12 protein-coding genes and 2 pseudogenes are annotated in these 14,239 nt (G+C 54.1%); 10 read left to right on the plus strand and 4 right to left on the minus strand.

The annotated features are described in order from the left end of the window. The first annotated feature begins 456 nt into the window (after positions 1–456). From BUB54_RS10595 to BUB54_RS19950, 4 genes are all read left to right on the plus strand, one after another. Positions 457–753, plus strand: coding sequence for an ArsR/SmtB family transcription factor (locus BUB54_RS10595; protein WP_048877474.1), 297 nt, complete (start codon positions 457–459; stop codon positions 751–753). Beyond that, entirely contained in the window at positions 750–1,814 is a 1,065-nt protein-coding gene (locus tag BUB54_RS10600; protein ID WP_048877468.1) for a permease, read from the plus strand. The genes BUB54_RS10595 and BUB54_RS10600 overlap by 4 nt, the downstream gene beginning before the upstream one ends. Positions 1,815–1,829: 15 nt before the next feature. Next, positions 1,830–2,066 carry a thioredoxin family protein gene (locus tag BUB54_RS10605; RefSeq protein WP_048877467.1) on the plus strand — a complete coding sequence of 79 codons (237 nt, stop codon included), beginning with the start codon at positions 1,830–1,832 and terminating at the stop codon, positions 2,064–2,066. Positions 2,067–2,377: 311 nt separating this feature from the next. After that, positions 2,378–2,662: a hypothetical protein gene (locus BUB54_RS19950; RefSeq protein WP_052948282.1), complete on the plus strand. Its 285-nt coding sequence runs from the start codon at positions 2,378–2,380 to the stop codon at positions 2,660–2,662. 156 nt (positions 2,663–2,818) lie between these two features. Here BUB54_RS19950 and BUB54_RS20260 read toward each other — a convergent pair whose 3' ends face one another. After that, positions 2,819–3,007, minus strand: coding sequence for a hypothetical protein (locus tag BUB54_RS20260; protein WP_139284876.1), 189 nt, complete (start codon positions 3,005–3,007; stop codon positions 2,819–2,821). 356 nt (positions 3,008–3,363) lie between these two features. Then, the gene (locus tag BUB54_RS10615; protein ID WP_052948281.1) at positions 3,364–4,908 is read right to left on the minus strand and encodes a DUF1254 domain-containing protein; all 1,545 of its coding nucleotides are present in this window, start codon (positions 4,906–4,908) and stop codon (positions 3,364–3,366) included. Between the two features lie 240 nt (positions 4,909–5,148). On the opposite strand from BUB54_RS10615, the pseudogene BUB54_RS21460 reads away from it, so the two are divergent. Beyond that, a pseudogene (locus BUB54_RS21460) lies at positions 5,149–5,429 on the plus strand (transposase); the annotation flags it as partial. A 252-nt stretch (positions 5,430–5,681) separates the two neighbouring features. On the opposite strand, the gene BUB54_RS21465 reads toward BUB54_RS21460, so the two are convergent. Further along, a complete protein-coding gene (locus tag BUB54_RS21465; RefSeq protein ID WP_241869296.1) occupies positions 5,682–6,014 on the minus strand; it encodes an SDR family NAD(P)-dependent oxidoreductase in 333 nt (110 codons plus the stop codon). Between the two features lie 554 nt (positions 6,015–6,568). On the opposite strand from BUB54_RS21465, the gene BUB54_RS10630 reads away from it, so the two are divergent. Together BUB54_RS10630 and BUB54_RS10635 are read left to right on the plus strand one after the other, a co-directional pair. Then, a complete protein-coding gene (locus BUB54_RS10630; RefSeq protein ID WP_048877466.1) occupies positions 6,569–7,495 on the plus strand; it encodes an ABC transporter ATP-binding protein in 927 nt (308 codons plus the stop codon). Next, positions 7,492–8,262: an ABC transporter permease gene (locus BUB54_RS10635; protein WP_048877465.1), complete on the plus strand. Its 771-nt coding sequence runs from the start codon at positions 7,492–7,494 to the stop codon at positions 8,260–8,262. Before BUB54_RS10630 ends, BUB54_RS10635 begins: the two co-directional genes overlap by 4 nt. Positions 8,263–8,381: 119 nt before the next feature. On the opposite strand, the gene BUB54_RS10640 is transcribed toward BUB54_RS10635, so the two are convergent. Beyond that, the gene (locus tag BUB54_RS10640) at positions 8,382–9,296 is read right to left on the minus strand and encodes a LysR family transcriptional regulator (protein ID WP_048877464.1); all 915 of its coding nucleotides are present in this window, start codon (positions 9,294–9,296) and stop codon (positions 8,382–8,384) included. Positions 9,297–9,395: 99 nt separating this feature from the next. Here BUB54_RS10640 and BUB54_RS10645 point away from each other — a divergent pair, with 99 nt between their 5' ends. The 3 genes and pseudogenes from BUB54_RS10645 (at position 9,396) to BUB54_RS10660 (ending at position 14,210) form a co-directional block, all read left to right on the plus strand. Then, positions 9,396–10,229: an SDR family oxidoreductase gene (locus tag BUB54_RS10645; RefSeq protein ID WP_048877463.1), complete on the plus strand. Its 834-nt coding sequence runs from the start codon at positions 9,396–9,398 to the stop codon at positions 10,227–10,229. A gap of 122 nt (positions 10,230–10,351) precedes the next feature. After that, positions 10,352–11,426: pseudogene (locus tag BUB54_RS10655) on the plus strand (IS3 family transposase). Between the two features lie 615 nt (positions 11,427–12,041). Then, the gene (locus BUB54_RS10660) at positions 12,042–14,210 is read left to right on the plus strand and encodes a GGDEF/EAL domain-containing response regulator (RefSeq protein ID WP_048877462.1); all 2,169 of its coding nucleotides are present in this window, start codon (positions 12,042–12,044) and stop codon (positions 14,208–14,210) included. Positions 14,211–14,239 lie beyond the last annotated feature (29 nt).

The following is a 14,239-nucleotide window of genomic DNA, read 5'->3' on the forward strand; positions in this document are numbered from 1 at the left end:
ATACTTATACACTTAATGTCTGTCAATTCCTTGTTCCGCTTCAGTAGGTGAGCGCAGAAATATTCCAAAATTTATGCATGAAAAATATTGTGTTTGGAAGAAGCATCAAAGGCGCAATCGAGGTGAATTCGAATAACTCGCCCTGCTCCTGACCGATCATTTAGATTCGAATATGAAGCTTTTTATCCCAAGATAGAGATGAAATATTCATCGTCGTATATAGAACGATAAATTTATAGGGAAAAGTAATTTATAGATCGGGAATTATTTAAATGCTATCGTGTGGAAATGTGATGGAAGACCTAGAGTATCGTAAAATAAAACTCTTGATGCTGTCGAAAGTGGCTAGACTGGCTAAGAATTGGCTTAAGGACGCGGCAATTTTTCGTCTATAAAGACGTAGCGATTGATGCATATCAAAGCATACATATATGCGTTCATGCGCATATGCAAATCATGAGCGAAGTATGCAGCATCCTTAAAGCCCTTGCCGAACCCACCCGCTTAGCCGCCATGCGGGTGCTTTGGGATGGCCAGGAGCGTTGCGTGTGCGAGCTGATGCAGCGGCTTAGTGTCACTCAATCGCGCATGTCCCGTCACATGGCGGTGCTAAAAGCTGCTCGGCTAGTAACGGACCGTAGAGATGCTCAATGGGTACGCTACCGCCGCGCTGCTGCCATCCCGGTTGAAATCGAGGGGATCATTGAGGCAGTACTCATCTTGTCTACCCAAGCAGACCGGATCGCCGCATGACCGTTACAATCATGAACCATGAAAAGCCACGGAAAAAGGCGCCTAGTGAGGTATGGCTTATCATAGGCACAATTCTCGCCATTGCGCTTTGGATCATAGTCTATTGGCAACTACAGTCTTTCTCGGTTTGGGTGGTCTCTATACTGCCCATCCCGCATGGCGGACACCTAGATGAAGCTCTGGCCTTTTTTGTTTTTGATACACCGAAAGTTCTGATGCTGCTTGCGCTAGTTGTATTCGGCATGGGGGTGGTGCGGAGCTATTTCTCACCCGATCGTACGCGCGCCTTTCTGGCCGGTAAGCGCGAAGGATTGGGGAATATCGCGGCCGCCAGTCTGGGCGTTGTCACGCCGTTCTGTTCATGCTCGGCTGTGCCCTTATTTGTCGGTTTCGTCTCAGCGGGTGTGCCGCTGGGGGTGACCTTCTCTTTCCTGATTGCTTCGCCGATGATCAACGAGGTGGCTTTGGGGCTGCTCTTTGCCATGATTAGCTGGCAAGTCGCACTCACCTATCTCGCATTCGGGCTGGTGGTAGCTATCAGTGCCGGATGGATCATTGGAAGGTTGCATCTGGAAGGGTGGCTGGAGCCATGGGTGCGCGAAATCCGCGGTAGCACGGTGGCAGCAGAAGCCAAAGGGATGAGTATGGCCGAGCGAATCCACGCGGGCATTGATGCCATGCGCGACATTTTTGGCCGAGTTTGGATGTGGATTATTGCTGGCATCACAGCTGGCGCCTTCATCCATGGCTACGTCCCAACCGAGATGCTCTCTGGCCTCATGGGGCGTGACCATTGGTGGTCTGTTCTAATGGTCGTACTCATCGGCGTGCCGATCTATTCTAACGCGGCTGGCATATTCCCCGTCATCCTGGCGTTGCTCGGCAAGGGGGCAGCCTTGGGTACGGTTCTCGCCTTCATGATGTCAGTCACGGCCCTTTCGGCGCCGGAGATGGTGATTCTTCGCAAAGTGCTCTCTCTGCGGTTGATCACTATCTACATCGCTGTTGTTGCGGTTGGCATCATCGCCGTCGGCTATATTTTCAATGCCTTGTTCTCCTAACATCGGATTCTGCTCGTGAAAGACGTTAAAATTCTCGGTTCCGGCTGCAAGCGTTGTGTGGCCACAGCCGAACTAGTGCAAGCTGAGGCAGCGCGGCTAGGTATTCCTGTCAGCGTTGAGAAGGTAACGGATTATGTGACTATCGCTGGATATGGCGTGCTCTCGACCCCGGGCGTTGTCATTGATGGCAAGGTCGTCCATGCAGGCGGGGTACCAAAAGCTGAAGATATTGCCAGTTGGCTCTCAAACTGATTGGGTGTTTCCTGGCTGTAAGAAGTGCCGACAGCCCTCTTCGCATGCAAACCGAGCTCTCTTATAGACAAGTAGCGGCTGATTATGGGCGGGATGGAGCCGATATTGTTGAAAAGGCCCTGCTTATTTCTTTGTAACCCCGCGATGGCCGCGCTTCACTTAACGCATGCGGCAGTGGTGATCGTGCGGTACCGAGCTTTGCCGGTTTTCGCCAAGTGAAGCGGTGCGGGCGGTGCAGGAATATCTCGGTAAGCTGAACGATGCCGCGTTTGGATCGGCAACCGAGGTGACGCCAAAATTCGTACTTTCCAGTGACTCGGCATCTCAATGGACCGGCGCGCTCAAAGGGCCTGCTTTTCACATACGCTACCAATTATCTGATCGACGTCGAGAGCGCGATCATCCTTGACATCGAGGCTACCAGAGCGGTTCGCCGGGCCGAGGTTGGCGCATCCCGCACCATGCTAATTGGGGTCAAAGAAATGTTCGGCCTGAAACCCGCGTGGGTGGCCGCCGACAGTGCTTATGGTTCGGCCGCCAATTCGGCTTGGCTTGTGAAGCAAAAAAAAGTTCGCATCGTACATCCTGATCTTTGATAAATCGCAGCGGACAGATGACACCTAATCCCGCAGAGACTTTACATGGTACGGCAAAAATGGCCGCTACATCTGCGCAGAAGGAAAAACACTCGTTCAATATCGTCGGACATATACGACGCCCCGAATTGGCATAGACCAGGATAGCTTTCGCCGTTATCTCGCCCCTTCAAAAAATTGTTTCATTTGTTCCTCAAAATCACGCTGCTGCCCCAACGCGCCCGCGCGCGAAATACTACGCGATTTGAATGAAGACAGCGCGATTTGGCACGCGCCATATGCAAAACACCTTAGTATAAGAGAACCCGCTGTTGGAGAAAGAAAGCCGAAATTCTGTTCGCGCATCTCAACCGTATCCTGAATCTCGGTAGACTGAGGCTTCGAGGCCCTTCAGGTACCTGTGACGAATTCTTACCGGCCGCGACAGCTCAAGATCTATGGAAACTCACGAAGCTTAGGCCAATGAGAGCGGGTGGCATGCGCCCAGCCACAACATAGTCCGAGATAGCGCACTACGAAGGACGTGAAGTAGACACCGACGCCGGGAGCCAGTTGCTCGACCAAAGAATTGTGCGCCAATTGTCGATTAAATCAACAATATCCGTCCATATAGGCTCCTTTGGATCGCCCCCCGATATCCCCAACCAGGGCATTCCTGCGCAAAGTCGGCGATCTTGAAAGAGGCCGCTTTGGTGCTCGCTCTAAGGTTGTGGTTCAATTTCTCCCGGCCGCCAGGATTTGTTGAACCAAGCCTCAAGGGGCCCGTAGAGCCGCAAAATGGTAAACCAAGTCTGGCCGGGAATCGTCTGTACCCAGTTGGGTTCCTTGCCGGGAGGCGGCTTGGGTCCGAAATACACATCAACCGAATCGTCGCCGTTCACCAGTAGGTCATTCTTCTGGCTGCTCACGCTAGGGAAGCGTTGGTTGGTTTGTAGCATCGACCGTGTTTGGGTGCTGTATACGATCACCGACCAGAACGTCTTGACGGGGACGTGCGGTGGCAGGTGCAGCTTGTAAGTTTTTCCGCCATCCAGCGCGTTGTTGTTGGCGTCGAGAGCTGACCATGGATAGGTGGAACCCTCGCCAACGATCTTAGTATCCATCGCCGGGGTGACACCCGTTGCCAGGAAGAAGAAGAAGGCTGCCGCATCGAGGTTGGCCACGCCAGGCTGCCACTCGAATTTGTAACCGCCAAAGAAGGCCAGCCGCCAGTTTGAGTCGTCGAAGAAGTATCCTTCTTTCCCGCGCAGTCGATAGCTGATTGCCCGGGCGGTGGCGTCGCCTACGGCCGCAGCTTCGGTGAGGATCTTCTTCATGCGTGCGTCTGGCGCGAACGTCTTACCTTTCAGGATGCCAATTGACGCCCAGAACCCCAGGGTGGTCGGATCGACGGAATCGATCGGCTCCTCCTGCACGACCTGATTGAGCATTTCCCAGAACTGGTACCCAGCAGGCCCGACCATATTGAACGGCTTGCCTGACATATCGACGAAGTTGGGCGTCGTCGGATAGGCGGCCTGCGAGAGCGGGTAGATCCTCGTAAACTTTTTGACCAGATCCACGCCCGGTTTAGGGTCGCCATGGACAAGGAAACTGCGCCAGACGGGCCAGATGCTGTATGTCGGGCATCGCACGACATGGTAGCCTTTCGGTACCTGGCCCTTGTGACCTGGGGGGAGCAGCAGATACTTGCCGCCGCGTCCCTCGTCTGGGCCTGTGATACCCAGGTCTCCGACCCAGTGATACCACATGTCATCGATCAGTCCGAGCACATTCGGTGGGACTTCCAGAACCAATGGTCCATTGCGAAGATCCAGCCAGAACCACGAGTAAGCCGTATTGTCGTTCGCAGTTAGTTCAACGGTGCGGGAGTCAACTAACTGCTCCCAAATCGGCACGGTCTTGTTCGCTGGTCCCACAGTCAGGATTGCGCTCTTGTTCGCCAACTGATTGACCGGAGGTAGACCGAGCAGGTACGCTTGCACTGCGCGCTGGAAATCGAGATTGTGGTAGAGTATTTCGGTAGTGGCCGCATCCGGAACGCCGCCGTCGAAGTGAAGTGTCCCCAGGCGCGTTTCGATCTCCTCCGGGACACTCACGTCGCGTGGCGTCGGTGTTGAGTATTTTAGATCGGCATCTGCTGGTGCGCCGGAGAGCAGTTGCGCCAGCGCCACTCCTGGTGCGCCACCCGCCGCCGCGATTGTTGCCAATGTTCCTGATTGAAGCAGTTCGCGCTTGGTCACCATACTGTGTCCCCTCTCTGCTGATCTGCGTGATTTCTCCGTTCTTTTTATGGCAATGGCTTCAAAAACCACATTGACATAGATCGTTTTGCTTCGGATTCAAAAATTATTAATTATCCTGAAATAGTGACTTTATGAAAATTGGTTGGTTCAGAAGCTTAAGTTGGCCGACCGTGCGACTTCCCCGCTCTGAGCTGAACCACCAACTCAAGGTACGGTTGTTTGCTGTGGTGTCTGGAATCGGACAAGCTGCACACCGATAAAGGTTACGATCACGGACGCTGCCGCTACGCCTGCAAGCGTCGCAATATCAAACCGTGCATTGCCCGAAGAGACCAGGATACCTCGCAGAAAGTCGGTCGTCATAGATGGGCGGAGGGTGCCAAGATTCAATCGGCGCAACCAGTGGAAAGCACCTGTAGGGCATCGAACGAAGCTTCGCCTGGATAAACCGATTCCGAAGGCTGACTATTCGATACGAACGCCGCATCGATATTCATAAGGTCCTCACCACCATCGCCTGATCATTTATATGCCCGCGTGCGTCATGGCAGGCCAAAAAGACTGCAATACCAGAAATGTCGCCGGGCTGACCAACGAGCCCAAGTGGCTTTTGCGCTGCGCATTGCAAAAGAACTCCGCGCTAATAAAGCCAGCGGTATGCGTTCCCTCCGTCTCGACAATACCAGGGTTGATCGCGTTGACGTGGATTTGCGGGCGCACAGTTCCGCAACCAACACGCCGGTAATAGCGTCTACAGCGCCCTTGGTCGCAGTTTAGACCACAGACTGCAGGGGCGGAATGCTGGTTACGACTAAGGAGATGTTGATCATGCTTTCACCTTCCCCAAGATACCTCACCGCAGCACGCATAGTGAGCAGCGCGCTGAGCTCATTAACGTCGAATATCTTATGATAATAGTCCTCCGTCACGGCCTCGATCGACTGTATCTCGTAGACGCCAGAAATATTCAGCAGCACGTCGAGCCGGCCAAAAGCTTTCACCGCCGTGTCAATGACGCTGTCTGCAGGACGCGCCTTAACGATGGCAGCACCAATTCCCTTGGATGCTCCTGTTACCACAGCGACTTTACCTGCAGGTTTCGACAAGACCCGCTCCCTGAAAGGACCGGACCAAACACCAACATGGTGCGCCTCAATCCGCTGGTACTAGAGAGTGGAACTATTGAACAAGGCATCGAGTCCTCTTATGTACAAAAAATGGGACTCCTATTTCACCCACCAACGCAGAAAATCCGGCTGGAGGCGATTTTGTACGCCCTTTCTGACCCGAGTCCGGCTATTGTCGTCGCCAAAATAGCCAGTGCGGGCAATTCCCAGACTTGCTTGGCTTTTGCGTGCATGGGCGATCGGGTGATTCCCAAAAACCTTTCTGTCCCAGCATTCAAAAATTCTTCGCGAAGCGGGGTTGATCCGTTCAGGACGTCACGGTGTCGAGATGCGTAATAAGTCGCGCTGTTGCGAGGTTGAAGGTCGCTTTCCTGGCTTAATTTTAGCAATCTTGAATACCTGCGCACGCGACACCCAATAGAACCAGACAAGGTAAGAATTTCAGGTTGCCCGACCACAGCTGCCAACTCGGAACTGGCTATGAGACCACCGGTCGTAATTTCAGAACAGTCTTTCCCCAGGTAGGAACGTTTATGCCGACAGTTTTATCGCTTTCGAGTGTAACAAAAATATATAAATCAGGCCAAACCGCGTTGCATGAGATCGATCTTGTGATAGAGAAGGGCGAGATATTCGCGCTACTCGGCCCCAACGGAGCGGGCAAGACGACGCTTATTAGCATCATCTGCGGTTTGGTCTCGATGACCACCGGGCATGTTTCCGTCAATGGGTACGACATTATCAAGGATTATCGCTCCGCGCGCGCCATAATCGGCCTCGTCCCTCAGGAGATTTCACTCGATATCTTCACGACAGTCGAGGATACCGTGCGATTCAGCCGCGGTTTGTTCGGAAAGCCGAATGCCCCTGACTATATCGAACAACTACTACGTGATCTTTCGCTCTGGGAAAAGCGTAGCGCACGTCTCAACGAGCTATCGGGTGGAATGAAGCGCCGAGTGATGATCGCCAAAGCGTTGAGCCATGAGCCGGACATTTTGTTCCTCGACGAACCAACCGCCGGTGTTGACGTCAATCTCCGCCGTGACATGTGGGACCTTGTGCGCCGGTTGCGTGATCGCGGTGTCACCATCATCCTTACCACCCATTATATCGAGGAGGCTGAGGAGATGGCAGACCGCGTTGGCGTCATCGACAGAGGTCGGCTCATGCTTATAGAGGGGACCGCGACACTAATGCACAAGCTTGGCAAACGGCGACTGACAATCCTATTGCACCAACCTCTGATGACGATCCCGCCCGCACTCGCCCATTGGCCGCTACAGCTTGACGCCGAAGGCAGCCGCCTTGTCTATGAATTCGACGCTAACGCATCGGACACTAGCATACCCCACCTGCTACGCGATATTGGCGCCGCTGGAATCGACTATACCGACCTTGAGACCAGCCGGAGTACGCTCGAGGATATTTTCGTCGGGCTGCTGGAGGGGCAGATATGAGTGGTTTCAATTTGCCTGGCATCTGGGCTATCTACCGCACCGAGATGGCGAGAACACGGCGGACGATACTGCAGAGCGTGGCAACCCCTGTGATTACCACAGTGCTCTATTTCATTGTGTTCGGTAGCGCGATTGGCTCGCGTATGCACCAGGTGGCTGGCGTCAGCTACGGAGCCTTTATCGTGCCGGGATTGATCATGCTTACCCTGCTAACGCAGGGCATTTCCAATGCATCGATTGCGATCTATTTTCCGAAATTCACCCGCACGATATTCGAGATTTTATCGGCACCGATCTCGAGCATGGAGGTGGTTTTGGCTTATGTCGGAGCCGCCGCAACGAAAGCGATCCTAATTGGCTTGATCATCCTCGTCACGGCAACGTTCTTCGTTCCCGTGCAAATTATGCATCCGGCTTGGATGATCGCCTTCCTCGTGCTCACCGCTCTGACCTTTAGCCTGTTTGGCTTCCTTATCGGCATTTGGGCCGATAGCTTCGAGCAACTGGCGGTGATTCCGTCGTTGGTGGTCACACCCCTCACATTCTTGGGTGGTGCTTTTTATTCGATCGACATGTTACCCCAGCCATGGCGGACGGTCAGCCTGTTCAACCCCGTGGTTTATCTTGTGAGCGGGTTTCGCTGGAGCTTTTATGGGTCTGGAGATGTCGGCGTCGCGGCGAGCTTGATCTTCGTCATCACGTTTATGGTTTGTTGTCTGGCCCTGCTCTCGTGGGTTTTCCGCACAGGATACCGCCTGAAGTCATAAGCTCTGACTCTAATGCTCTCCTTGCAATCAACTATCTCGGGTATTGCTCGGTGAGGAGGTGGCCGACGGCGGAGGGATCGCTTTAAGAATGTTGGACCACGAAAGTGGACATTTCTCCCTTATTCGCTGGCAAGGTCAGCACCATTGGATTCTTCCTTCAGAATATCGATAAATGCCCGAAGCGTTGCCGGAATGTAGCGGTTTCCCGGGTAGTACAGGGCCAATCCGGGCGACGGAGGACACCAGTCTGGGAGTAACCGGACCAGCCGGCGGGAAGACAACCCTGCTTGGGCAAAAGATTCTGGCACATAGGCAATACCAAGTCCGGCCATCGCCGCCTGAACCAGGAGATCATTATCGTCAAGCGTCAGAGCGCCCGGCGGGTCGAGCACGAATTCCTCGCCGAGCCGGCTGAATTCCCAGCGATAACGCTTTCCACTGGGGAGTCTCTGGCGGATGCAGGTGTGATGGGTGAGATCATCCGGCGTCGTCACCGGCAGGCGTCCTTTCAGATAGTCCGTGGAGGCTATTGCGATGAAACGAACATCACCGCCAAAGCGGACAGCAATCATGTCTGCGGGTACCGCGTCGTAAAGCCGCACCCCCGCGTCAAAATTCTCCGCAACAATATCCACAAGGCGTCCCTCCGAAACGAGGTCTAATTCCACCTGGGGATAGCGGGCCAAGAAACGAGGGACGACAGCGCCGAGGAGAAGCTGTGCGGCCCGTTTATTGGCGTTGATCCTCAACAAACCACTTGGCTCGCCACGCGCCTCGGCCAGCCCGTCGATAGCGGCATCTAAGCCTTTCATTATCGGTGTCAGACGCTCGAGTAGTCGCAAGCCAGCATTTGTTGGTGCGACGCTACGTGTTGTCCGGTTGAGCAGGCGGACCCCGAGGTGTCTCTCGAGTCCAATTAACGTGTGACTGAGCGCGGAACGCGATATGCCCAACGCATCGGCCGCCTTTTGAAAGCTAAGATGGCGCGCAACGGCTGCAAAGGCTTCAAGCTCATTCAGGGTCGGTCTCGTCATTGGTGCAAAATCCACACTAGGTCGGTCGAGTTCTGGAGTCTTATACCACCAATCGGCCGTGCGTAGATCTAGCGTGACGAATCGCGAAAGGTAGATTCTATGACAAAGACTTGGTTCATTTCTGGTGCCGCCTCCGGTCTCGGACTGGAGATGACCCAGCAGCTTCTTGCGCGCGGGGACGCGGTTGCTGGGACGTCACGCCGCGACGGCGCACTCGCTAATTTAGAGGAGAAATATCGAGAAACTCTCCTTGTCCTTAAGCTTGAACTGACAGACGTCAAAAGCATTCGCGCGGCAGTAGATGCGGCATTCGAGGAGCTTGGGACCATAGACGTTGTGGTAAGCAATGCCGGCTACGGCCTCGTGGGAGCTGCGGAGGAACTCTCAGATGCACAGATTGATCAGCAGATCGCAACCAATTTGGTAGGCTGCATACAGCTCATCCGCGCCGCATTGCCGCATATGCGGACGCAAGGCGGTGGGCGCATTGTTCAGATATCATCGGAGGGAGGGCAAATCGCTTACCCCAACTTTAGTCTTTATCACGCAAGCAAATGGGGAATAGAAGGCTTCATTGAAGCGGTATGTCAAGAAGTGGCGCCGTTCGGAATTGATTTCGTGATTGCCGAACCAGGTCCAACGGCGACGAAATTCCGGGAAGGCTTGGTGCATGCTGAAAGTATGGCAGTATATGATGATACGCCTGCGGGGCAGATTCGGCGGTTAATCCAAACCGGCGCCTTCGTCCTGAAGGGCGATGCGGCACGAACTGCCGCGGCCATCATTTCGACGGCTGACAGAGAAAAACCGGAGCTGCGTCTTGCCTTGGGAAGCGCGGCTTATCAATCCATCTCGAAAGCACTCGCTGCTCGACTGTCATCTATTGAAGGTCAGCATGATGTCGCATTCGCAGCAGATCGGCCCGATGTCTAAACGCAGCTGGGTGGTCATTTATGAATAGACCCCAGATTTATGAACGCCTTCAATCCCAATTTTGAAGACAGGAGGAGACGAGGAGAAAGCCCAAGTTCAGAGATGAGTCCAGGCGTGATGCAGTGCCCAAGATTACCGAGCGTGGTTATCCGGCAGCGGAGGTGTCTCAGCGCCTCGGCGTCAGTCAGCATTCACGGTGTGCCTGGAAGCGCCAACTGGCGAAGGTGGTGCGGGGCGATACTGGCGAAGATGCCGAGATCCGTCAGCTACAGCGTGAACTGCCCCAGGTGACCGAGAAGCACGACATTGGAAAAGGCCACCGTGTATTTGGCTCGGGCGGCAAAGTGAGAAACGCGTTTATTGCCGCGCACCATGACCAGTTCCAGGTTCGATCGATGTGTCGGGGGCTGCATATCCAGCCCAACGGCTTTTGCTTTGCTGAAGAGCCCGGTGAGCCAGCGCCTAGAAAGACGCTCAATACACGGAGCTAATCCGAAAAGCCTCGAACGACAGAAATAAGGTTTATGGCTATCGAAAGCTGCAGGATGACCTCCTGGATCGCGGCGAGACATGCTGTCCAACAGCATTGCCCGATTGACCGAGCTGGAGGGTATCAAGGCGTAAATCGGCTACAAGAGCCGACCGGGAAGCTATAGTGGTAAGCTGTCTCTGGCAGTCGAAAAACCCTCTCGATCGTCAGTTAGACGTTGCTGCGCCCGAGCAAGCTTGGGTAACGGACATCACCTACTTTGGCACTTTGGAAGGTTTTTCTATCTGACCCTCGTGATCGTTCTCTATTTTCGCCGTGTTGTGGATTGGTTGATGCAAAGTCGGTAGACCACCGCTAGGGTATTGCAAGCGGTGCACTTGGCGGTATGGCGGCGCAAGTCGAAGCACCGAGTGCTGATCCATTCCGATCAGGGCGCGCGGTTCACCAGCATAGACTGGGCTGCGTTCATCCGGGCTCACAATCTTGAGCACTCGATGGGCCGAAGCGGCAACTGCCATGACAATTTCGTCGCCGAGAGCTTATTCTCGTCGCTAAAGCGTGAGTGAACTTGGCACGACACCTACAAAATGCGTGGAGAAATCCGGTGGGACGTGTTCGACTAGATCGAGATGTTCTACAATCCCCTGTCCGAGCACGTCAGGAGCAGAGTGCTGCCACCCGTCGGGTTCGAGAACAATAGTTTTTGAAAGCGAAAGGCGTCTAGAAAATTAGGTGCTATTCAGATCTCGTTTTTAAGATGGCTATCACTCAAGTATTGTATTTTGAAGCTACTTAAGGGGGGATTCATACCGGCTCGCGCGGAGCGGAAGGAGGAAGGTGTATTAAGCTTCTGGGAGCCGGTTTATCCGATTAACCCTCGGGGTTGGACGGTTCTATGTCAACTGGATGGTATCGTGTACGAAGCAGGAGTAAGGCCAGCCGCGCCCCGTCTGCTGGACCAGCCCAACCGCCGGTTTCGCCCGCCGGCTCCGAATATGTTGTGGCATGGCGATTTTATTTGCATCTCAACCTGGCAAGAGTTTGCCTGTGTCGCCCGCATTATTGATGCCTTTGCTACGTCGTTCTTATTCTGTCTTACCTTCAACTTTTCGTCAAATTCGATACCAGGTGGAACCAGAGAGGGTTTTGTAATAAAGTCTTGCTTTGATGTGAGGGTAGGGGGCGTATTCACAAATGGGCGGTCAACTTATAGGGGGGGGAAGCGCGAGCCTGTCCCAGTACCCTAGTTTTCGGCCTTGTGGCGTCTCCTTTCAAGGGCTTGGCATGTTTGAATTGCTCCCAGCAGGGGATGAGATGGGCTGATGCAGCTTTCCAAACCGGTGATTGTCATTGTTGATGACAGCCCCACGAACAGGCGGATTTATGCTCGTTTGTCCCGGAATCTGGGTTTTGAGGTCCAGGTCAAGACGTTCGAAAATCCCGCACAAGTGCTTGACTGGCTTCCAAATAATCGGGTCGATCTGATCATCACTGACTATAAGATGCCGATCATGACCGGGGATAAGCTGGTGACCCATATCCGCGCCTTCGACCCCAATATCCCGGTGATTGTCGTGACGGCTTATAATGACCGCAGCTATCGGGTGGCGTGCCTGGATGCAGGCGCCACGGATTTCCTGCTCAGCCCTGTAGATCATGTCGAGTTTGTAACCCGCGCGCGCAACCTGCTCAGACTCCGTTCACACCAGCAAATCACCGCGCGCAGGGCGGAAATGCTTGAACGGCGCCTTGCTTCGGGTATCAACGCGCAAGACTTATTTGTGCTGGATAGCCGCGAGGCATTGGCTCAGGTGATCGATACGGTGCCAGCCATGATCAGCGCAGCGGACCGGGCAGGCAACTGCATTTTCGTGAATGCGCTGCAGGCCGCGGTTGCTGGTGGGATTCCAGCGGATCTCGTCGGGCAGCCAGTGGAAGCATTGTTGGGGTGGGAACGCGGCGCCTCAAGCCGGCGGCTCGATCGGCTGGTGCTGGAAACCGGTCAAGCCTTACCATCCAGAGAAGAGGAGGTGTTGACCGATTCTGGTGACACTCATGTTTATCTCACCACTAAGGTACCGCTACGCGACAGAAATGGGGTTGCGATCGCGGTTCTCACGACCTCGGTTGATATCACCGAGCGGCGGAATGCTGAAAGACGCCTGGAATATCTAGCTAGTCATGATCCGCTGACCGAATTGCCCAACCGTGCACTACTGCGTGAGCGAATTCAACGGGAGTTCGCCCGTGGGCGCCGAGGCGATCAGCATTTTGCGCTACACTTTATTGATCTGGACCGCTTTAAGGCCATTAACGATTCGCAGGGGCATTTGCAGGGCGATAGGCTGCTGCGTCGCATAGCGGATATGCTGACTGACGTGGTGAATGAAGGCGATACCGTCGCGCGCATCGGGGGTGATGAGTTCGCCGTGCTGCAAACCAACATTACCGGGCCTGACGATATGGCGAGCCTCGCGGGCACCATCATTGCGCGGTTAAATGAGAGTGAGCAGTCCCCAGATCCCCTGAATGTTGGTGCGAGCATCGGTATTTCCATCGCGCCGCTGGATGCGCAGGATGCCGAGGCGCTGATGAAGAACTCTGACCAAGCCATGTATGCCGCGAAGCTAGCGGGCGGTAATATGTGGCGTTTTTTTGCTGCCGAGATGGGAGCCACCTCCGGTGAAGTGGTGAATCTGGAACGCGACCTGCGCAACGCCATCACTCAGCAGGAATTCATTATCAATTATCAGCCGCAATTTGATCTGCGCAGCGGCGCGCTGTTGGGGGCGGAGGCGCTGCTGCGCTGGAAGCGCCCGGATTTGGGGCTAGTCTACCCTAATCTTTTCCTGAGTCTTGCTGAGGAAACCGGCCTTATACTGCCAATCAATGAATGGGTCATAAATGAGACCTGTCGTCAGATTTCGACCTGGGAGAAGCAGGGGGTTGAATTGCGGGTGGGGCTTAATATCTCCTCTATCCAGTTTCGCCGCCGGACGATTTTCCAGACAGTCTCTAATGCGATCGCCGAAGCGGGGATCAATCCGAAATCTCTTGATTTGGAACTGACCGAAGGGATTTTGCTGCGCGATGTTGATGACACTATTGCCCAGCTTGACGCCTTGCGCGGCCTCGGGGTTACTTTATCCCTCGATGATTTTGGGACCGGCTATTCCTCGCTCAGCTATATCCAGAAATTTCCTCTCGACCGACTGAAGGTAGACCGTTCCTTTATTCAACGATTGGCCGAGAACAAGAATGACCTCGCTATCGTGCGTACAATCATTGATCTTGGCCACATCCTAAAGCTGAGTGTGCTCGCGGAGGGAGTTGAGACTAGTGCTCAGCTTGCTCTGCTGCAAGCTGAAGGCTGTGACGAAGGGCAAGGCTTTCTATTAGGCAAGGCGCTGCCGCCTGAGCGTTTTCTAAAAGAGTTTTACTGCCAGGGCACTCAAGTCTCGCTCCTGAATTCAAAGCGGACGGTAAGATGAGTTGGCTGACACGTGCTGCTAGCCGGATA

It is taken from the genome of Acidocella aminolytica 101 = DSM 11237 (genome assembly GCF_900129125.1).
Taxonomy (GTDB): Bacteria; Pseudomonadota; Alphaproteobacteria; order Acetobacterales; family Acetobacteraceae; genus Acidocella; species Acidocella aminolytica.